This window comes from Leifsonia sp. McL0607, from assembly GCF_049993355.1.
Classification (GTDB): Bacteria; Actinomycetota; Actinomycetes; order Actinomycetales; family Microbacteriaceae; genus Leifsonia.
The window spans coordinates 2,267,207-2,285,804 of the sequence record NZ_CP188253.1 but is presented as its reverse complement, the minus strand read 5'-3'; the positions used below and the strand labels follow the sequence as shown (position 1 = coordinate 2,285,804).

15 protein-coding genes and 1 tRNA gene are annotated in these 18,598 nt (G+C 68.7%); 1 reads left to right on the top strand and 15 read right to left on the bottom strand.

Annotated elements, in window-relative coordinates:
- Window positions 1-78 precede the first annotated feature (78 nt).
- The 7 genes from ACPPVW_RS11035 to ACPPVW_RS11005 form a co-directional block, all read right to left on the bottom strand.
- Complete coding sequence (locus ACPPVW_RS11035) at window positions 79-1,542, bottom strand: NAD-dependent succinate-semialdehyde dehydrogenase (RefSeq protein ID WP_426623167.1); 1,464 nt, start codon at window positions 1,540-1,542, stop codon at window positions 79-81.
- Between the two features lie 23 nt (window positions 1,543-1,565).
- Entirely contained in the window at window positions 1,566-2,027 is a 462-nt protein-coding gene (locus tag ACPPVW_RS11030) for an Lrp/AsnC family transcriptional regulator (protein ID WP_426623166.1), read from the bottom strand.
- 49 nt (window positions 2,028-2,076) lie between these two features.
- Window positions 2,077-2,802, bottom strand: coding sequence for an alpha/beta fold hydrolase (locus ACPPVW_RS11025; RefSeq protein WP_426623165.1), 726 nt, complete (start codon window positions 2,800-2,802; stop codon window positions 2,077-2,079).
- Window positions 2,803-2,976: 174 nt separating this feature from the next.
- Window positions 2,977-5,142 carry an MMPL family transporter gene (locus ACPPVW_RS11020; RefSeq protein ID WP_426623164.1) on the bottom strand — a complete coding sequence of 722 codons (2,166 nt, stop codon included), beginning with the start codon at window positions 5,140-5,142 and terminating at the stop codon, window positions 2,977-2,979.
- A gap of 60 nt (window positions 5,143-5,202) precedes the next feature.
- Complete coding sequence (locus tag ACPPVW_RS11015) at window positions 5,203-5,784, bottom strand: isochorismatase family protein (RefSeq protein WP_426623163.1); 582 nt, start codon at window positions 5,782-5,784, stop codon at window positions 5,203-5,205.
- A 15-nt stretch (window positions 5,785-5,799) separates the two neighbouring features.
- Window positions 5,800-7,248, bottom strand: a complete 1,449-nt coding sequence (locus tag ACPPVW_RS11010; RefSeq protein WP_426623162.1) for a D-alanyl-D-alanine carboxypeptidase/D-alanyl-D-alanine-endopeptidase — start codon at window positions 7,246-7,248, stop codon at window positions 5,800-5,802.
- 241 nt (window positions 7,249-7,489) lie between these two features.
- Window positions 7,490-10,048: a PKD domain-containing protein gene (locus tag ACPPVW_RS11005; protein ID WP_426623161.1), complete on the bottom strand. Its 2,559-nt coding sequence runs from the start codon at window positions 10,046-10,048 to the stop codon at window positions 7,490-7,492.
- 33 nt (window positions 10,049-10,081) lie between these two features.
- Between ACPPVW_RS11005 and ACPPVW_RS11000 the strand changes: the two genes are divergently transcribed.
- The gene (locus ACPPVW_RS11000; protein ID WP_426623160.1) at window positions 10,082-10,423 is read left to right on the top strand and encodes a hypothetical protein; all 342 of its coding nucleotides are present in this window, start codon (window positions 10,082-10,084) and stop codon (window positions 10,421-10,423) included.
- A gap of 69 nt (window positions 10,424-10,492) precedes the next feature.
- Here the strand turns inward: ACPPVW_RS11000 and ACPPVW_RS10995 are convergent, their stop codons facing one another.
- The 8 genes from ACPPVW_RS10995 to topA all read right to left on the bottom strand — a co-directional run bounded on the left by ACPPVW_RS10995 (window position 10,493) and on the right by topA (window position 18,452).
- Window positions 10,493-10,819, bottom strand: coding sequence for a type II toxin-antitoxin system PemK/MazF family toxin (locus ACPPVW_RS10995; protein WP_426623159.1), 327 nt, complete (start codon window positions 10,817-10,819; stop codon window positions 10,493-10,495).
- A complete protein-coding gene (locus tag ACPPVW_RS10990) occupies window positions 10,816-11,004 on the bottom strand; it encodes an antitoxin MazE family protein (RefSeq protein ID WP_426623158.1) in 189 nt (62 codons plus the stop codon). Before ACPPVW_RS10990 ends, ACPPVW_RS10995 begins: the two co-directional genes overlap by 4 nt.
- A 135-nt stretch (window positions 11,005-11,139) precedes the next feature.
- A tRNA-Thr gene (locus tag ACPPVW_RS10985) sits at window positions 11,140-11,215 on the bottom strand.
- A 101-nt stretch (window positions 11,216-11,316) separates the two neighbouring features.
- Window positions 11,317-12,003 (bottom strand): TetR family transcriptional regulator, encoded by a 687-nt coding sequence (locus tag ACPPVW_RS10980; RefSeq protein WP_426626287.1) that lies wholly within the window; start codon window positions 12,001-12,003, stop codon window positions 11,317-11,319.
- A gap of 80 nt (window positions 12,004-12,083) precedes the next feature.
- Window positions 12,084-13,640, bottom strand: coding sequence for an alpha/beta hydrolase (locus ACPPVW_RS10975; protein ID WP_426623157.1), 1,557 nt, complete (start codon window positions 13,638-13,640; stop codon window positions 12,084-12,086).
- A complete protein-coding gene (locus tag ACPPVW_RS10970; protein WP_426623156.1) occupies window positions 13,637-14,827 on the bottom strand; it encodes a DNA polymerase III subunit delta' in 1,191 nt (396 codons plus the stop codon). The genes ACPPVW_RS10975 and ACPPVW_RS10970 overlap by 4 nt, the downstream gene beginning before the upstream one ends.
- A gap of 71 nt (window positions 14,828-14,898) precedes the next feature.
- Window positions 14,899-15,531 carry a dTMP kinase gene (gene tmk, locus ACPPVW_RS10965; RefSeq protein ID WP_426623155.1) on the bottom strand — a complete coding sequence of 211 codons (633 nt, stop codon included), beginning with the start codon at window positions 15,529-15,531 and terminating at the stop codon, window positions 14,899-14,901.
- Complete coding sequence (gene topA / locus ACPPVW_RS10960; RefSeq protein WP_426623154.1) at window positions 15,528-18,452, bottom strand: type I DNA topoisomerase; 2,925 nt, start codon at window positions 18,450-18,452, stop codon at window positions 15,528-15,530. Before topA ends, tmk begins: the two co-directional genes overlap by 4 nt.
- Window positions 18,453-18,598: the final 146 nt, after the last annotated feature.

Genomic DNA, 18,598 nt, shown 5'->3' with positions numbered 1-18,598 from the left:
GATCAGGGGGTTCGGATCAGGCGGTTCGGATCAGGCGGTTCGGATCAGGCAGTGAAGGGGTTCACGTCGCGAAGAGCTTCACGCCGCGAACGGGTCGGGCGTCAGCGTGTACTTGGTGCTCAGGTACTCGTGGATGCCCTCCGGGCCTCCCTCGCGCCCCAGCCCCGACTGCTTCACGCCGCCGAACGGCGCTGCGGCGTTCGAGACCACGCCCACGTTGAGACCCATCATCCCGGTCTGCAGGCGCTCGATCATCCGCTGGCCGCGGGCGAGGTCCTTCGTGAAGACGTAGGAGACCAGACCGAACTCGGTGTCGTTGGCGATGCGCACGGCCTCGTCCTCGTCGCGGAAGCGCACGATCGACAGCACGGGGCCGAAGATCTCCTGCCGCAGGATCTCGCTCCCCGCGCGGACGTCGGTGACGACGGTCGGCTCGAAGAACGTGCCGGGCCCGGAGACGCGCGACCCGCCGGTCAGCACCAGCGCGCCGCGGGCGACCGCGTCCTCCAGCAGCTCGGCGGCCTTGTCGACGGCGTCCTCGTTGATCAGCGGGCCGATGGTGACGCCGTCCTCCGTGCCGCGGCCGATCGTCATGGCGTCGACCTTCTGCGTCACCCGACGGGCGAACTCGTCGGCGACGTCCTCGTGCACGATGAAGCGATTGGCGGCGGTGCACGCCTCGCCGATGTTGCGGAACTTCGCCAACATCGCGCCGTCGACCGCGCGGTCGAGGTCGGCGTCGTCGAAGACCACGAACGGTGCGTTGCCGCCGAGCTCCATGGAGGTGCGCAGCACGTTCTGCGACGCCTGCTGCAAGAGCTTCCTGCCCACTTCGGTCGAACCGGTGAACGAGAGCTTGCGCAACCGCGGGTCGGCGATGATCGGCGCCGACACCTTTCCCGAGGTGGAGGTCGTGATGACGTTCAGCACACCGCCCGGAAGCCCAGCGTCCTCCAGTAGCCGCGCGAAGTACAGAGTCGTCAGCGGGGTCAGCTCGGCCGGCTTGACCACGACGGTGCAGCCGGCGGCCAGGGCCGGGGCGATCTTGCGCGTCGCCATCGCCAGCGGGAAGTTCCACGGCGTGATCAGGAAGCACGGCCCGACGGGGTGCTGCGACACGATCATCCGTCCGGTGCCTTCTGGGTTGGTCGCGTACCGGCCCGCGATGCGCACAGCCTCCTCAGAGAACCAGCGCAGGAACTCGCCGCCGTACGTGACCTCCCCATTGGCCTCCGCCAGCGGCTTGCCCATCTCCAGCGTCATCAGCAGGGCGAACTCCTCGCGGCGCTCCTGCAGGAGGTCGAACGCACGACGGAGGATCTCCCCGCGCGTCCGGGGCGGGGTCGCCGCCCAGGCATCGGCGGCGGCCACGGCGGCGTCCAGCGCGCGGGCGCCGTCATCTACCGAGGCGTTCGCGATCTCGCGGATGAGGTCGCCGGTCGCCGGGTCGAACACCTTCAGCGTCCCGTTCGCACCTGGCAGCCACTCGCCGCCGATGAAGAGGCGGTCGGGCACGCGTTCGAGCAACGTCTTTTCTTCCATGGTGTCCTCCTGGCTTGTTCTGCTCAGTCTTCGGCAGCGGCTTGCACCAGCGGCACGCTGCGGCTCGCGATCTTGGTCTCCAGCGCGATCACCGTGGAGGTGCGGCTGATCCCCGAGTCGCCGAGGATACCGTCGATCACGCGCTGCAGGTCGGCATTGGAGCGGGCGACCACCCGGATCAGCAGGTCGCCGGACCCGGTGACGGTGTGCACCTCCAACACCTCCGGGATGGCGCGCAGGTGCTCGACGACGGAGAGGTCGCTCTGGGTGATCTCGGCGGTCACGAACGCCGTCACGGGGAACCCCAGCCGGTGGCTGTCGATCGTCGGTGCGAAGTCCTTGACTACTCCCGTGCGCTGGAGCCGGTCGAGCCGGGCCTGCACCGTGCCTCGAGCGACCCCCAGCCGACGGGATGCCTCGAAGATGCCGAGCCTGGGTTCCTCTGTGAGCAGGGCGATGAGGTCGGCGTCCAGCCTGTCGATCATGCGCACTCCTTCGCTCCTCGCACATCGTACGACCGCGCCAGCCGCTCTCCTACGGAGTGACCGAAGCTCCCAGGAACGGGAGGGCAGCCTGTTTGAAGGCGCGCGCGCTCAGCGTGGTGATGTGGTTGCGGCGCGGCAGCACGACGAGTTCGGCGCCGAGGAGACGGGCCGCCGCGTCGGCGTCCTGAGCCACGGGGTCGGCGTCTCCGACGACGACGAGCGTCGGCACGGATGAGGCGAGCGGCAGCGGATGCTGGGCCATGCCGGCCGCGCACGCGGCCAGCGCCTCGCGGTCGATGCCGGGAGCCTCGCGCAGCGACGACAGGAGGGGCGCGAGCGGGTTGTCCGGTGCGAGCGTTCCAGCGCCCTCCAGGATCGCCCGGCGCACGGCCTCTACGCCCCAGCGGCCGAACTGCTCGACCGTGCCGACGCCGCCGACCACGAGCCGTCGCACCCGCTGCGACGCCAGGCCCACGAGAGCGAGGGCCACCCAGCTGCCCATCGAGTACCCGATGACGTCCACCCGGTCCAGGCCCTGCTCGTCGAGGACGGCGACGAGGTCCTGCGCGAGCAGCTCGGGCGAGTACGCTGCGGGGTCGTGAGGGGCGTCGCTGCCGCCGTGACCGCGCAGGTCGGGGACGATCGCCCCGCGCCCGGCCTCGGCGAGCGCCGCCACCCAGCCGGTCGCCTCCCAGGTCAGGGCGCCGGTCGTCGCGAAGCCGTGGACGAGCAGCACGGGGTCTGGGCCGGGATGCCGTTCGACGTGGAGGCGCATGGCTCCATCCTGCCCGATCGGGGAGCGCGACGGATCGCAGAGCGCCGATGCAGCCTCAACCCCGACCGCCTCAGACCACGACCGTCAGGCGCACGCGCATTCGGTCGGCGAGGGTGTCCGCGGTGTCGGCGATCTCTGCCAGTAGTCGTGGTCGACGGTGCCGCAGCCGCGCGGCTAGCGGTCCGAAGCGCTTCGCCACAGCTTCGACGGCCACCAGATCGCCCGCCCCAGGTCGTACGACAGGGCAGGGACGAGCAGCGAGCGGACCAGCACTGTGTCGAGCAGCACGCCGAAGGCGACGATGAAGGCGATCTGAACGAGGAAGAGGATCGGGATGACGGCAAGCGCCGCGAACGTCGCCGCCAGCACCACGCCGGCCGACGTGATGACGCTGCCGGTCATCCCCAGTCCGCGCAGGATGCCCGGACGGGTCCCGATCCGCAGCGACTCCTCTCGCACGCGTGTCATCAGGAAGATGTTGTAGTCCACCCCGAGCGCCACCAGGAACACGAATCCGAAGAGGGGCACGCTGGCGTCCGCGCCGGGGAAGCGGAACAGGTGGTCGAACACCAGGGCCGACACCCCCAGCGCGGCTGCATAGGACAGCACGACGCTGGCGATCAGCAGAACCGGTGCGAGGATCGATCGCAGCAGCAGCATGAGGACCACCAGGATGACGAGCAGCACGATCGGGATGATCTTCATCAGGTCGCTCTGGGCCGTGTCGTTGGTGTCCAGCGCGATCGCCGTCACCCCGCCGACGAGCACGCTCGAGTCGGTGCTCGGGAGGTCGCTGCGCAGCTCCCTGACCACCTGCTCGGCCGCCGCCGAGTCGGGCTGCGCCTTCAGGGTCGCCTGGATGAGCACCCGCCCGTCCTTCGCGACCGGGGGCGCGGCGACGCCGCCGGCCGAGGCCGGCCGGCCTCCGCCCGTGTAGACGGTCGCGGTCGCGATGCCGTCGTTCTTCTCGGCGGCCGTGCGCACCGCTTCGCCCTCGGCCTCCTTCGCCACGATGAGCACGGGCGCCCCCGAGCCGGCGTCGAAGTGCTTCGCGAGGATGCTCTGGCCGTCGGCCGCATCCGACTGCGACAGCACCAGGTCGGTCTGCTCGACGCCGTTCGCCTTGAGCTGGGTGAGCCCGAGCGCGCAGGCCGCGAGGAGGACGAACGACACGATCCACGTGAGCCGCGGCCGGTGTGCGATGAGCGCACCCACGCGCCGCCACACCCCCCGGATGCCGTCGAGCCCGGTGATCCTCTCCTCGTCGCTGTGCTTGTGCTCGTGCAGGTGGCCTCCGGCGTAGACAGGGCGGAACGGCCAGAACGCCGCACGCCCGAACACCGCGAGCAGGGCCGGCAGCAACGTCAGCGCCGACAGCAGCGAGAACACGATGCCGATGGCGGCGATCGGGCCGAGGCTCTTGTTGGAGTTGAGGTCGGAGAAGAGCAGGCACAGCAGCGCGAGGATGACCGTGGCACCGGAGGCGAGGATCGGCTCGTAGGCGGCCTTCCAGGCCTGCACGATCGCCGTCCAGCGCGACTCCTCCTGCTCCAGCGCCTCCCGGAAGCGTGCGACCAGCAGCAGCGAGTAGTCGGTGGCGGCCCCGATCACCAGGATCGAGAGGATGCCCTGGCTCTGCCCGCTCAGCTTGATCCAGCCCCACAGTGCGAAGAGATAGACCACGAGGATCGCCGCGCACAGGGCGAACACCGACGTGAGCAGCACCAGGACCGGCAGCAGCAGTGCGCGGTAGACCAGGAGGAGGATGACGAACACCGCGCCGACCGCGACGAGCAGGAGGATGCCGTCGATGCCTCCGAAGGCGTTGACGAGGTCGGCCGTGAGGCCCGCAGGCCCGGTCACCCAGCCCTGCGTGCCCGACCGCAGGCCGCCGTTCACCACAGCGCGCAGGTCGGCGACGACGATCTTGACGTTGTTCGTGTCGGCGATCGGCACGATGAACTGCACAGCGCGGCCGTCCTCCGAGGGGATCGGACCGGCCACGCTCGTCGTCGCGCCGGACTCGGGAGCCTGCACGCCCTCCACCGCGCCAAGCTTCGTGGCGAGCTCGGAATACGACGCCAGGTCGCTTTTCGGGATGGCGGAGTCGGACTGCACGACGACGATGGCGGGCACCGCGGCCGAGTCGGTGAACCGCTTCTGCCAGTCCTGCACCTCTGTCGACTCCGCACTCGCGGGCAGGAAGGCGGCCTGGTCGTTGCTCGACACCCCGGAGAGCTTGCCGAAGGTCGGGCCACCGACCCCGGCCAGCACCAGCCAGATCAGGATGAGCGCCGTCGGCACCTCGATCCGCAACCACAGCGACGGCTTACTCGACATCACGCCTCCAATTAGCTAGCCAAGTTAGCAATCAGCATAGTGCCTAATCGGGACGGTCTTCTAGTCGGACGCGATCAGCTCCGCCCCGGCGTGGGCCAGCTCGGCCAGGGCCGCCTGCGACGACTCGGGCGCCACGCCGGCGACGAGCGAGGTGAGCACGCGCACGCGCTGACCGTGCGCCAGTGCGTCGAGCGCGGAGGCGCGCACGCAGTAGTCGGTCGCGATGCCCGCGATCTCGACGGTGTCGATCCCGTGCTCGTCCAGGAGGTTGTGCACCGTGGATCCGGCGTCCGTGCGTCCCTCGAAAATCGAGTACGCCGGCACGCCCTGCCCCTTGCGAATGTGGTAGTCGACGCGGGAGGTGTCGAATGCGGCATGGTAGTCCGCGCCGGCGGTCCCCGCGACGCAGTGCGCCGGCCAGGTGGTCACGAAGTCGGGATCGGCATCGGTGGCGAAATGGCCGCCGTTGTCGTTGTCCGCGTCGTGCCAGTCGCGGCTCGCGAGCACGATCGCGTAGTCGTCGGCGTGGGCGCGCAGGTGCTCGGTGATGGCCGCGGCGACCGCCGCTCCCCCGTCGACCCCGAGAGCACCGCCCTCGGTGAAGTCGTTCTGCACGTCGATGATGAACAGCGCCTTGCTCATCGCCGCCTCCTCCGCTCAGCCGTTCATGAGATTGTCACCGCACTTGTAGAAGCCGGTGACGAGCGTGTCGATCGCCTGCTTGGCATTGTCGCTCACCGGGCCGAGCGCGAAGACCGCGAAGGTGAGCGGCGTGCCGTCCGCCGCGTCGACGACGCCGGACAAGGTGTAGCCGTTGTCGATCCAGCCCGTCTTGGCATGCACGGCGCCGCGGGCGACCGAGTTGGCGCCGGTGAAACGGCTGTAGCCCGGGCCGAGCGTGCCGGACTGGCCGGAGACCGGGAGGCCGTCGTAGACGACGCCGAGTCCGTTCTGACGGTTGAGCACCTTGATGAACAGCTGGGTGAGGTACGACGGCGGCACCGCGTTGTCGGCGCTGAGCCCGGAGCCGTCGGCGATGTGGATGCCGCTGGTGTCGATCCCGTAGCCCTTCAGCCCGGCCAGAACGCCCGCGTTCTCGGCGTCGAAGGTGTTGCCGGCGCCGGCCTTGATCGCCACGAGGCGCGCGAGCTCCTCCATGATCGTGTTGTCGGAATACGTCATCGCCTGGTCGATCAGCGTGGTGACCGGCTGCGACTGCACGGCGGCCAGCTGACGGGCACCGGCGGGAGCGCTGCCCGAGGTCACCGGCACGTTCGTGCCCAAGTACTGCTGGAAGTACTGCACGGCCCGGCCGACGGGGTCGGTGCTGCGCGGCGACTCCACCGCTCCGGGGTTGTCGCGGTCCCCGTCCACCATCAGGGCGGACATGTACGGCGTCGAGCCCTCGACCACGCGCTCCTCGTGCTCGTCCCAACTGGGCTGCCACAGCGGGCCGCCGAACAGTGACGCGTCGACCACGATGGAGGTCACCGGCTGACCGCCGAGGGCCTGCTTGGTCTGGTTCGCGAGGTCTTGGATGGAGGGCGCGCCCGTGTAGAACGCGCCCTGGCCGCCGGGCAGCCGCGACAGCGTCACGTCGCCGCCGCCGACGATCACGACCTGCCCGGGGGCGCTGCCCGCGACGACCGTCGTCTGCACGCGGTAGTCGGGACCGAGCGTGGCGAGCGCGGCAGCCGACGTCAGGGTCTTGAGCACCGACGCCGTTGGTCCCGGCTTGCCGCCGTTGCGATCGAAAAGCACGTCCCCGGTCTTGGCGTTGACGACCTGGGCCTCCAGGTTGCCGAGACGGCCGTCCTGGGCGAGGGAGGCGACCGAGCACGTGCGGACGCGGCTCGCGGCCGGCTGCGCGACGGGGACCGGACGCGCGGCGTCGACGGTCGGAGTCGGCGTAGGGGTCGGCGCGCTGGTCGCAGAGCGCGTCGGGGAGGGCGCTGCCGCCGCCCCAGCAGGCGCTGCACCCAGGGTCGCGCCGAGGGCGACGCTGCAGGTGCCGAGAATCACGAAGGCGACGGCGGCTCCCGCGGCCATCCAGGCCGCGGGGTGGGTGCGGATCGCGGAGAGGACTCCTCCCGCGGCTGCCGCCACGGCGCCCCCTGCGGCACCCCCTCGAGCCGGTGCCGCCCTGCGCCCGGAACGGGTCGGCGCATCACCGGGCTCGTTCGTCGCAGAGGAGTCGCCGGTCGGGGGAACAAGCGGGAAAGTGTTCGTCGATTCAGACTCGGGGCCGTCTGGCAGACCGAAGTCGCGCTGGTCCGATTCGCGCATCCGGGTATATTACCCAGGTTCCCTGAAAGCGCCAATCGGCGCCATCCGCCGGAGACAGCGATCACGGGACCGCGACCACCCCGTAGCTCGCGAACTTCACAGTCACCGGCGACACGCTCGCGGTCCCCGACAGGTAGGCCTTCAGCCCCACGTTGCCCGCCGCCTGCAGCGCGGCCGTGGAGTCGGTGGTGCTCACCTGCCAATTGGACGGCTGGGCCTGGGTGGCCGGCCACAGCTTCGCCTGGATCGTCGTCGGCGAGGTTCCGAAGACCTGCACCCGCAGGTTCAGCTGCATCCCCGGGGTATAGGTCACACCACTGACCACGGCCGACTGGATGGTCGTCCCACTCTGCAGCAGTTGCACCTGCACGGCACCGCTCGCGCTCAGCCACGCTCGCCCTTCGTAGGCGACCGAGCCGACCTGCCGACCGATCGCCGTGACGAACGCCCCGCCGCCGGTCGGCGCGATGTCCGTCGTCACACTGACGCTCGAGTCGGTGCGGCTCGACGACACCGACTTGAGCAGCTCGGTCGCGGTCGTGCCTGCCGCGTCGCTGATGTTTCCGGTCCCGTTGCTCACCGAGTACTGCGTCGCGCTTCCCGAACCCGTCCACGCCCCTCCGGTCTGCGCGCTGCCCCAGCCGCCGCTGACGGTCCGCTGGAACGTGTCCTGGGCGATGGTGCTGCCGGAGTTCGCCGTGACCGTCACGGACTTCGAGGTCGAGTTCGTCGCCCCCTGGTTGTCGGTGACCGTCAGCGTCACGGTGTAGGTGCCGGCCGCCGCGTAGGCGTGGCTCGCGGTGGATCCCGTCGCGGTCTTGCCGTCTCCGAAGTTCCACGCGTACGACGCGATCGTGCCGTTCTGGTCGGTGGAGGCCGTGCCGTCGACGCTGATCGTCAGCCCGTTCACTCCCACGGTGAACGACGCGACCGGCGGCGGGTTGGCGCCTCCGCCCGCGATCACCACCTGGTTGCCGGTGCGCGAGATCTGGTTGCCGTCGGGATCCATGACCCTGAGCGTGTAGGTGTGGGAACTGCCTCCGGCGAGGCCCGTGTCGGTGAAGCTCATCGCCGAGGTGTTCCAGAAGTTGTTGCTCTTGGTCGTCGTGTAGATCGGGCTCGCGATGTTGCCGTCACGCGACAGGGCGTAGGTGAGCTGGATGTTGTCCTGGTCGTAGGTGGACGTCCACGCGATCTTGGCCTGTCCCGCTGTAGTCGAGGTCGCCGTCGGTGTCAGCGCCGTGTTGTTGTTCGGCCCCGTCGTGCTGCGTGACACGCTGTCCATCGCGAACCGCGTGAGACCGTACTGCGCCTGGCCGTTCACCGCCGGGAACTCGCCGCCGGCGACCAGGTAGCGGGTGTCGCCCGCCAGACTCCACACGGCCTGCCCTTGGCCGGTGAACGACCCTGTGGTCCAGTTGGGGAACCAGGTCTGGAGGGTCGGCGACGGCTGACCCTTGAAGTTCGCGTAGTTCGTGTTGCCGTCGTTGGTCAGGGTGCCCGTCTGCGCTTTGGAGAACGCGAGCGTGTGGTGGAAGGTCCGCGGGTTCGTCTCGGGGAACCCACCCGCATTGCGACAGTCGTGCGGGTGGCCGGCCCCGTAGACCGCGTTGCCGAGCGGCTGAACGGTGTAGGTGTCGCCGTGGCAGTCCTCCATCCAGACGAGCGCGCCGGTCACGGCGTCGGCCGAGAAGATGCCCTCGAAATTGCCTCCCGAGCCGAACACATAGCCCGAGCCGTAGACCCGGTCGGATGTCGCGTACATTGCGGTGATGCCTGCGTTCGCCCCGGCGTCCTTGATGACGTTGTTCGCCGGAAACGGCAAGGTTGCGCCCGTCGTACCGTTGAGCATCACGAGTCCGTAGTGGCTCTCGCCGTTGACATGCTGGAAACGGCCCCCCGCGTAGACCCGGCTGCCGTCCGGACTGACCGCCAGAGCGTCGACCACGTAGTCGGCAGAGGCCTTCCACGAAGTCACGAGCGATCCGTTCGTCGGATCGAGCTTCGCGACGTACCCGGTCGCGGTCCCGTTGACGCTCGAGAAGGTGCCTCCGGCGTAGACCGCGGTGTTCGTCACCGCGAGTGCGCGCACTTCGCTCGCCATGATCGGCCGGAACGAACTGATGATCTGACCGGTGGCGGTGCTGAACGCGACGATCCGGTAATAGTTGCCTCCGCCGGCCGTGGTGAAGTCGCCGCCGACATAGACCCGCGAGCCGTCAGGGGTCGCGGCGACTGCCAGCGCCTGTGCGTTCAACGGGAGGTTGATGCCGGTGTTCAGCAAGCCGTTCGTGATGTTGTAGACGAGAAAGTTGCTGCGCGCCGTGTTGTTCGAGCCAGCAGGCGATCCGGCCGGCCTGGCGTTGTTGAACTTTCCCGCGACGTAGACGTTGTTCCCGACGACCCACTGGTCCCACGCGACACCGTCCATTTGCGTGGTCGGCAGCGCCGTCGCACCGACGGTCGGAGGCGACGCCGGATTGGTCGGATCGGGTGGCCTCGTGTCCGCGGAGGCGGCTCCGCCGATGCTCAACCCTCCCCCGACCAGCAGCAGCGCGCTTGCCACTGCGGTGAACATGCCGAGCACGCGCGCCCGGCCGGACTTCGATGTTGCTTTCATGACAGCCCCAGGCCAAACTGAACAATCCTCAGATTGGCTAAAGTCTACGCCCGCGAGGCCGCGGGCGCACGGAAACCGTCGCGCTTCGAAGACGGTGGAAGGGACGATCGAATCGAGCCGCCCAAGGGAATCGAACCCTTGACCTTCTCATTACGAGATACGGGCGCGGTGTCCGGCGAGGTCCAGATCGGAGCGGTTACTCGGCTCGCGGTCCTCGGGGTGTCCGCATCCTCGGGCCGCGAGCCAGGCGCGTTGCTGTCACGATTGCTGTACTGCTCTTATGGCGAGAAGCTGGAGGCATTACGATGCACAAGCCCGATTCGCGTACTGCGGCAGCGTGGCCCAGTGGATGTCCTGGCTGCGATCATCGCCTGAGAACGGGCAGCTATGCAGAACGCGCAGCGCGGACACTCCCGACGCTTCGGCAGGGACAGGTGTCATGCCCTATCCGGCGAGGCCGAGGAATGCGAGCAAGGCTCGTTCTACTCCGACAAGTTGGGCGGCAGTGAGACGGCCAACACGCTCCTGCACATTGCTGCGGCGCACTGTGGTGAGTTTGTCGATCATGATTTGACTGTCTTGGACGAGCCCAGAAAGCCCGGAAGCCAGGATCGGCACTCTGAGCAGAGGCGCGTCGACAGCTGTACTCGTGAACGGAAGCACGGTCACCGAGTCGGTCGCGTCGTAGCGGTCATCCTGGATGATCAGCGCCGGGCGGGGTTTCGAAGCGTATACGCCTCCGGCGACTGTCCAGATGTCACCGCGATTCACTCATCATCCCAGGTCGTCGAGACGGCCTCGATGAATGTCTGGTCGTCGGCTTGCCGGTCGGCCGCCGCAACGACGGCGGACTGACGGTGAGCTTCGTTCGCAAAACTCTCGGTTCGTACGTCGGGCACCCACAACTGCACCGGACGGTACCCGCTTTCGCGCATCCGATGACGATAGTCGCTCACTCGCTCTCGTACAGCCATGTCCCTATTGTTACATGTAACGCCTCCAGTTGGAAGACGTGCGACCGCGTTGCTATCACGGTAGCTGTCAACCCGGAAAACGAACAAGCGGCCCGCTTATGCAGGCCGCTTGTTAGCTGGAGCCGCCCAAGGGAATCGAACCCTTGACCTTCTCATTACGAGTGAGATGCTCTGCCGACTGAGCTAGGGCGGCATGCCGGGCTCAGAGCCCGGGCACAGTCAGATAGCTTACCCGATCCACGGCAGTGCTCACGACAAGAGTGCGGCTGCTGCCGCCGGACAACGCTCCGGCGGTCAGTGCTCCGGAGCGCCAAGAGCCTGCAACTGGGCGAACGAGCTGCGGAGGCGGTCGGCGAGGGGCTCGACCCCGCCATGGTCCGCCCAACACGACCAAGCGTGCCGCATCCCTGCGAACGCGACGTAGGTGACGAGGCGGGCGCGCTGGTGCAGAGCCTCCTCGTCCGCGGCGAGCTGCGGGTCGTCGTGGGCGAGGCGCCGCTGCACGACCACGCTCAGGGCGTCCTCGAACTTGTGCATGTTGGCCATCCGCTGCGCGAACAGCTCAGGGTTGTCCTTCAGCAGCGAACGGCGCAACACGTGGAGCTCCTGTGCGCTGGCGGTCTCCTCGGGGAGGCCTCCGCCGAGGTCGCCGTCGAGGTCGCCGGTTTCGATCGCCGCGACGAGCAGTTGTGCCATGCCGTCGAGGATCGGCTCGGCCGACCCGGCCTCGATGAAACGCTCGATGCTCTCCTCGTCCGGCAGTTCCGGCAGCTCGCCGATGATCGCCGACTCTTTGGACGGGAAGTAGTTGAAGAACGTGCGAGGCGAGACGTTTGCCGCGTGACTGATCTCGTCGACCGTCACCTTGTCGAACCCGCGCTCGCTGGCGAGCTCCAATGCCGCAAGCTGGATGGCGCGCCTGGTCGCGATGCGCTTGCGCTCACGGAGGCCCAGCTCGCCGTCCGTCGTCCCGGTCACCATAGTCACGAGTCGTATTATTTCACCGTCTGCAAAATTGCACCACTCACCGCGCGGGTCGGGCCGTCACGCGACCGACCTCGTCAGCAGGTCGTCCCCTTCGGCGGAATCGTGCCGTCGACCAGGAACGAGTCGACGGTGTCGTTCACGCACGAGTTCGACTTGTTGTACGCGGTGTGGCCCTCGCCCTTGTAGGTGAGGAGGTGCCCGTTCTCCAACTCCGACGCCATCTTCTTCGCCCACACGTAGGGCGTCGCGGGGTCGTTGGTGGTGCCGACGACCAGGATGGGCGCGGATCCGGCCGCCGCGATCGGACCCCGCTCCACGTTCGTCTTGTATGGCCAAGTAGCGCAGCCGATGTCGCCGTAGGCCATGTACGGCCCGATCACCGGCGCGGCGACGGTGAGCTCCTGCGCCTGCGCGCGCATCGTCGCCAGGTCGTCGTCGTAGCTGTAGTCGAGGCAGTTGATCGCCATGAACGCCTCGGTGGAGTTGTCGCTGTAGGTTCCGTCGCTGTTGCGGCTGTTGTAGCCGTCTGCGAGCGTGAATGCGATCCGCGCGCTGCCCTTCATCACGTCGGCGAACATGCTGCTCAGGTATGACCAGGCGGTCGCGTCGTACAACGGGTAGATGATCGCGGTGACCAGCGTGTTGGCGCCGAGCTCGCGGCCGTCGGAATTGCGGATGGGGCTGGCCTCGACGGAGGCCAGCAGCCGGGAGATCGTCGTCATCCCGTCGTCGACCGTGCCGCTGAACGGGCAGTCCTTCTGGGTCAAGCACTTCGCGAGGTAGGCACGAAGGGCGCTCTCGAAGCCCGCGGCCTGCACCTTGGTGACGTCGAAGTTGCTTGCCGCGGGGTCGAGGGCCCCGTCGAGCACCAGCCGCCCTGTCTTGCCCGGGTAGAGGCCGGCGTACACGGCGCCCAGGTAGGTGCCGTAGGAGTAGCCGAGGTAGTTGAGCTTCTTGTCGCCGAGCACGGCGCGCAGGAGGTCGAGGTCGCGGGCGGCGCTCACCGTGTCGACGTGCTCGAGCAGGGCGCCGGTGTTCTTCGCGCAGGCCGAGCCGAAGTCTTTCGACATCGTGGCATTGGCGGCGATCCAGGCGTCCGAGCCACGCTGACCTGGGGTGATGCTGTAGAGGTAGTCGTCCATCTGCGCGGCACCGTAGCACTTCACCGCCGTCGAGCGACCGACCCCTCGGGGGTCGAACCCCACGACATCGAAATGGCTCTGGAGGGTCTTGTCGGTGGCGTAGTTCACCGAGTCCTTGACGAAATCGTAGCCCGAGCCTCCCGGGCCCCCGGGGTTCACCAGAAGGGACCCCTGCGTGGTGCCCGTGGCCTGCTGACGGATGAGCGCCAGGGCGATCTCGCCGGCCGACGGGTCGTTCCAGTCCAGCGGCGCTTTGGCCGTGCTGCACTGCTTACCCTGCGCGCAGTCGTTCCACACGAGCCTCTGCGAATAGAAAGGCGTCAGCGCGGCCGCGACCTTCTCGGGCGCCGGCGTGGAGGTGGTGGACGTCTTCGCGGGCAGGAACCAGGTGACGCAGCCGGTCAGGGTGAGAGCGGCGACGGCCACGATCGCGGCGAAGACGGTGCGAGCGGCCCGCCGGCGAGCCGGACGGCTCAGTCGGGTGGTCACAGGTCGGTCCCCTTTCGCGCGGCGCCGCCGCGAAGGATGGTGATGAGCATGGCTTCCAGTGCCAGAGCGGGTGCGACGTTGCCGTCGATCCGCTCGCGGGCGGTCGCGATCGCATCCATCGCGGCGAGCGTAGCGGCAGGAGTCGTGTGCGCGCTGAGAGCAGACAGGCGCCCCTGGATCTCGACGTTGACGAGCTCGCTGCTGCTGCCGAGCTGAAGCATCATCACGTCGCGGTACAGGGAGAGCATGTCGGTGAGGATGCGGTCGATTCCGTCGCGGAGGCTCCGGGTCGCCCTGCGCTTCTGGTCCTCCTCCAGCTGCCGGAGCTGACCTCGCAGCGCCGGCGGGATGGCGCCGCCCGGCTCGACGCCGAGCGAACGCAGGGCGTGCTCGCGCTCTTCCGCGTCGCGCTCCTCCGTGATCGCCTTCGCGTCGGCGCCCGCGACCTCCAGCAGCGTGGCCGCGGCCTGCACAGCGTCGGAGACCGAGCGGATGCCGAGCGCGAGCTCGAGGGTCTGGTCGCGCCGGCGGCGCGCCTCCTCATTCGTCGCCAGGCGGTGCGCCATGCCGATGTGGCTCTGGGCGTGGCGGGCGGCGCGCTCGGCGACCGCGCTGTCGACACCGTCGCGTCGTTCGATCAGTTGCGCCACGTCGGCGACGTCGGGGACCTTGAGCCGTACGGTGCGCACGCGGGAGCGGATGGTGGGCAGCAGGTCGGCGTCACTCGGCGCGCACAGGATCCACACTGTGCGCTCCGGCGGCTCCTCGAGGGCCTTCAAGAGGACGTTGGAGGTGCGCTCCGTCATCCGGTCGGCGTCTTCGATGATCATGACCCGGTACCGGCCGACCGAGGGCGCGAACTGCGAGCTGGAGACGAGCGACCGCACTTCTTCGATCGAGATGATGACGCGTTCCGTGCTGAGCACGGCGAGGTCGGGGTGGGTGCGCGCCTCCACCTGCCGCTGGGCCGCGCGGTCGCCGTCGGGCGTTCCTGGGCTGAGCAGCGCGGTCGCGAACGCGTACGCGAGGTTTGACCTCCCCGATCCGGGAGGACCGGTGATGAGCCACGAGTGCGTCATGCCGCGCGCGGTGGCGCCGGCGGGGCCGGTTGCGGTCGCGGACTCTGCGGCGGCGCGGACGACGGCGATCGCGTCGTCCTGACCCGTCAGGTCGTCCCACACCGCCATGTGGTCCAGGCTAGCGGGCACGGCGGACAACTCGTCGGCTGCCGTGGGCGGGGCGGCCGGGGCCGCGGGGGTCAGACCCGGTCCTCGAGTCGGCGGCGGATGTCCGCCGCGATGTCCTCCACCGGCCGCGACGCGTCGACCACCAGGAACCGCTCCGGCTCCGCCTCGGCGAGCGCCACGTAGGCGGCACGCACGCGGGCGTGGAAATCGGATCGCTCGGCCTCGAGCCGATCGTAACGGGTGCGCGATGAGTCGAGGCGGGCACGCGCCGACGTCTCGTCGAGGTCGAGCAGGATCGTCAGGTCGGGAAGCAGACCCTCCGCCGCCCACAGTGACAGCTCACGCACCTCGTCGGCGTCGAGCACCCGGCCGGCGCCCTGGTAGGCGACGGACGAGTCGATGTAGCGGTCCTGCAGGACCACGTCGCCACGTTCGAGCGCAGGACGCACGACGGTCGCGACGTGGTGGGCACGGTCGGCCGCATAGAGCAACGCCTCCGCGCGTGGCGCGATGTCGCCGCGGTGGTGGAGCACGATCTCCCGGATCTCGACACCGGCGTCCGTGCCGCCCGGCTCCCGCGTGCGCACGACCGTGCGGCCTCGCCCGTTCAGCCACTGCTCGAGGAGCGCGGCCTGCGTCGACTTGCCGACGCCGTCCCCGCCCTCGAGCGTGATGAACAGACCGGGCCGCGCCTCCTCGCTCACTCGGCGGTTTTCTTCGCGGCGGTGCGCGTCGACGTTGTCTTCGGCTTGGCCGCGGCCTTCGTTGTCTTGGCTGCCGTGGCCGCCGTGGTCTTGGCGGCGGTCGACTTAGCGGCTGTCGTCTTAGCGGCGGTCGACTTAGCGGCTTTCGTCTTAGCTGCCGTCGTCTGAGCCGCCGTGGTCTTGGTGGCGGTCCTCTTGGCCGCGGTCGTCTTGGCCGCCGGCTTCTTGGCCGCCGTCGATCGGGTGGACGTGCGCTTGGCGGCCGGCTTCTTGGCCGGCCCCTTCGCCCGCTTGTCTGCGAGCAGTTGCACCGCCCGCTCGAAGTCGACCTCGTCCACCGTCTCGCCGCGCGGGATGGTGGCGTTGGTCTCGCCGTCGGTCACGTACGGGCCGAACCGGCCGTCCTTGATCTTGATCGGCTTGCCGCTGGCCGGATCGGCGTCGAACTCCTTGAGGGCGCTGGAGGCGCGGCGGTTGCCGTACTTCGGCTGCGCGAAGAGTTCGAGCGCTCCGGCGAGGTCGATTCCGAAGATGTCGTCCTCGCTCGGCAGCGACCGCGTGTCGGTACCCTTCTTCAGGTAGGGGCCGTAGCGGCCGTTCGCGGCCTGGATGTCGGCACCGCTCTCCGGATCGGTTCCGACCGCGCGGGGCAGGTCGAGCAGACGGAGCGCGGCGTCGAGATCGATCGTCGCGAGGTCCATCGACTTGAACAGGGAGGCCGTGCGCGGCTTGGCCGCCGCCTTCTTGGCCGTCTTCTTGACCTCGACGACCTCACCGGTCTGCGGGTCGACCGCAGGCTTCTCCTCCGGGTCGGCCTCGGTCACATACGGACCGAATCGGCCGTCCTTGGCGAGGACGAGCTTGCCGGTCGCCGGGTCGGAGCCCAGTACGCGATCGGTCTGCACCGGCGCCTCGATGAGCTCTTTCGCCTTGGCCGGAGTCAGCTCGTCTGGCGCAAGCTCGGGCGGCAGGTTGACTCGGCGTGGGGTGGCATCCTCTGCCGCGCCCGCCTCCTGGACCTCCAGGTACGGACCATACTTGCCGATGCGAAGCGTCACGCCGTCGTCGATCGCGATCGAGTTGACGCTGCGCGCGTCGATCTCGCCGAGGTTGTCGATCACCCGACGGAGGCCCTTGTGCTTGTCGCTTCCGAAATAGAAGCTGTTGAGCCAGTCGACGCGCTCGGCCTCGCCGTCGGCGATGCGGTCGAGGTCGTCCTCCATCTCAGCGGTGAAGTCGTACTGCACCAGGTCGGCGAAGTAGTCCTCCAGCAGCCGGACCACCGAGAACGCGACCCAGCTGGGGACCAGCGCCTGGCCGCGCTGGGTGACGTACCCGCGATCGATGATCGTGGAGATGATGCTCGCGAAGGTCGAGGGCCGCCCGATGCCGAGCTCCTCCAGGGTCTTCACGAGGCTGGCCTCCGTGTAGCGCGGCGGCGGGGTGGTCTCGTGGCCGTCGGCGGCGACGTCCTCGACCGTGAGCGACTGGCCCTGCGTCAGCGGCGGGAGCTTGGCGTCGCCGCCCGAGTCGGCGTTCCGTTCCTCGTCGCGCCCTTCTTCGTAAGCGTTGAGGAAGCCGTGGAAGGTGATGACGGTGCCGCTCGCGGTGAACTCCGCGACGGTGCCGTCGAGCGACCCCTCCGTGATCCTCGCTTCGACCGTCACGGACGCGGTCTGACCCTTGGCGTCGGCCATCTGCGAGGCGACGGTGCGCTTCCAGATGAGGTCGTACAGCCGCAGCTCGGGTCCGCGCAGCGATTTCTCCAATTCAGCGGGAGTGCGGAACACCTCGCCGGCGGGCCGGATTGCCTCGTGCGCCTCCTGCGCGTTCTTGCTCTTGGAGGCATAGACACGCGGCTTGTCGGGCACCGTCTCAGCGCCGTACAGCTTGGCCGCCTGGGCTCGTGCCGCGTTGGTCGCCTGCTGCGACAGCGACGCGGAGTCGGTGCGCATATAGGTGATGTAGCCGTTCTCGTACAGCGTCTGGGCGACGCTCATCGTCTGCCGGGCCGAGAAGCGCAGCTTGCGCGCTGCCTCCTGCTGCATCGTGGAGGTGGTGAACGGCGCCGCGGGCCGGCGAGAGTACGGCTTGGAATCGACCTTCCCGACCGACACCAGAGTGCTCGGCAGCCGGACGGCTTCGGCGAGGGTCTGAGCGGACGCCTCGTCGAGCGTTGTCGCACCGGATGTCAGGCGGCCGTGGTCGTCGAAGTCGCGACCGGTGGCCACGCGCTGGCCGTTCAGCCGGGCGAGACGGGCCTCGAAGGCAGCGGCCTCCTCGGGGGCGAGCTGTGCGGTGAGCCCCCAGTACGAGGCGGCGACGAAGGCGAGGCGTTCGCGCTCGCGGTCGACCACGAGGCGGGTCGCCGCGGACTGCACGCGACCGGCGGAGAGCCCAGGGCCGACCTTTCGCCACAGCACGGGCGAGACCTCGTAGCCGTAGAGGCGGTCGAGGATGCGGCGGGTCTCCTGCGCATCGACGAGTGCGGTGTCGATCTCGCGCGTGTTGTCACGTGCCTTCTCGATCGCCTCCTTGGTGATCTCGTGGAACACCATGCGCTTGACCGGCACCTTGGGCTGGAGCACCTCGACCAGGTGCCAGGCGATGGCCTCCCCCTCGCGGTCTTCATCCGTCGCGAGCAGGAGCTCGTCGGCATCCTTGAGCGCACGTTTCAGGTCGGCGACCGTCTTCTTCTTCTGGTCGGACACCACGTAGTACGGCGCGAACTGGTTCTCGACGTCGACGGAGAACTTGCCGAGCGACCCCTTCTTCAGCTCGGGAGGCAGGTTCTTGGGCTCGATCAGATCGCGGATGTGTCCGACGGACGCCATCACCTCGTAGCCGTCGCCGAGGTACTGGGCGATGGACTTCACCTTGTTCGGCGACTCGACGATGACGAGCTTCTTCGTGCCAGGCACTTGACTCCTCTTATATAGCTGCTGTGTTCAGACGGACCTCGCCGGCCCGAAAATCGCTCCCCCGAGCGCCGCACAGAGAGCGGCGAGCATAAGCCGTGTGGCCCAACAGGCAAACCATACACACCTAGGCCGGTTGTGTGCCTAAT

Bases quoted from the DNA above. Each gene is read 5' to 3' on its own strand.
- ACPPVW_RS11035 (WP_426623167.1), bottom strand. From the start codon at position 1,542: ATGGAAGAAAAGACGTTGCTCGAACGCGTGCCCGACCGCCTCTTCATC.
- ACPPVW_RS11030 (WP_426623166.1), bottom strand. From the start codon at position 2,027: ATGATCGACAGGCTGGACGCCGACCTCATCGCCCTGCTCACAGAGGAA.
- ACPPVW_RS11025 (WP_426623165.1), bottom strand. From the start codon at position 2,802: ATGCGCCTCCACGTCGAACGGCATCCCGGCCCAGACCCCGTGCTGCTC.
- ACPPVW_RS11020 (WP_426623164.1), bottom strand. From the start codon at position 5,142: ATGTCGAGTAAGCCGTCGCTGTGGTTGCGGATCGAGGTGCCGACGGCG.
- ACPPVW_RS11015 (WP_426623163.1), bottom strand. From the start codon at position 5,784: ATGAGCAAGGCGCTGTTCATCATCGACGTGCAGAACGACTTCACCGAG.
- ACPPVW_RS11005 (WP_426623161.1), bottom strand. From the start codon at position 10,048: ATGAAAGCAACATCGAAGTCCGGCCGGGCGCGCGTGCTCGGCATGTTC.
- ACPPVW_RS10980 (WP_426626287.1), bottom strand. From the start codon at position 12,003: ATGGTGACCGGGACGACGGACGGCGAGCTGGGCCTCCGTGAGCGCAAG.
- ACPPVW_RS10970 (WP_426623156.1), bottom strand. From the start codon at position 14,827: ATGGCGGTGTGGGACGACCTGACGGGTCAGGACGACGCGATCGCCGTC.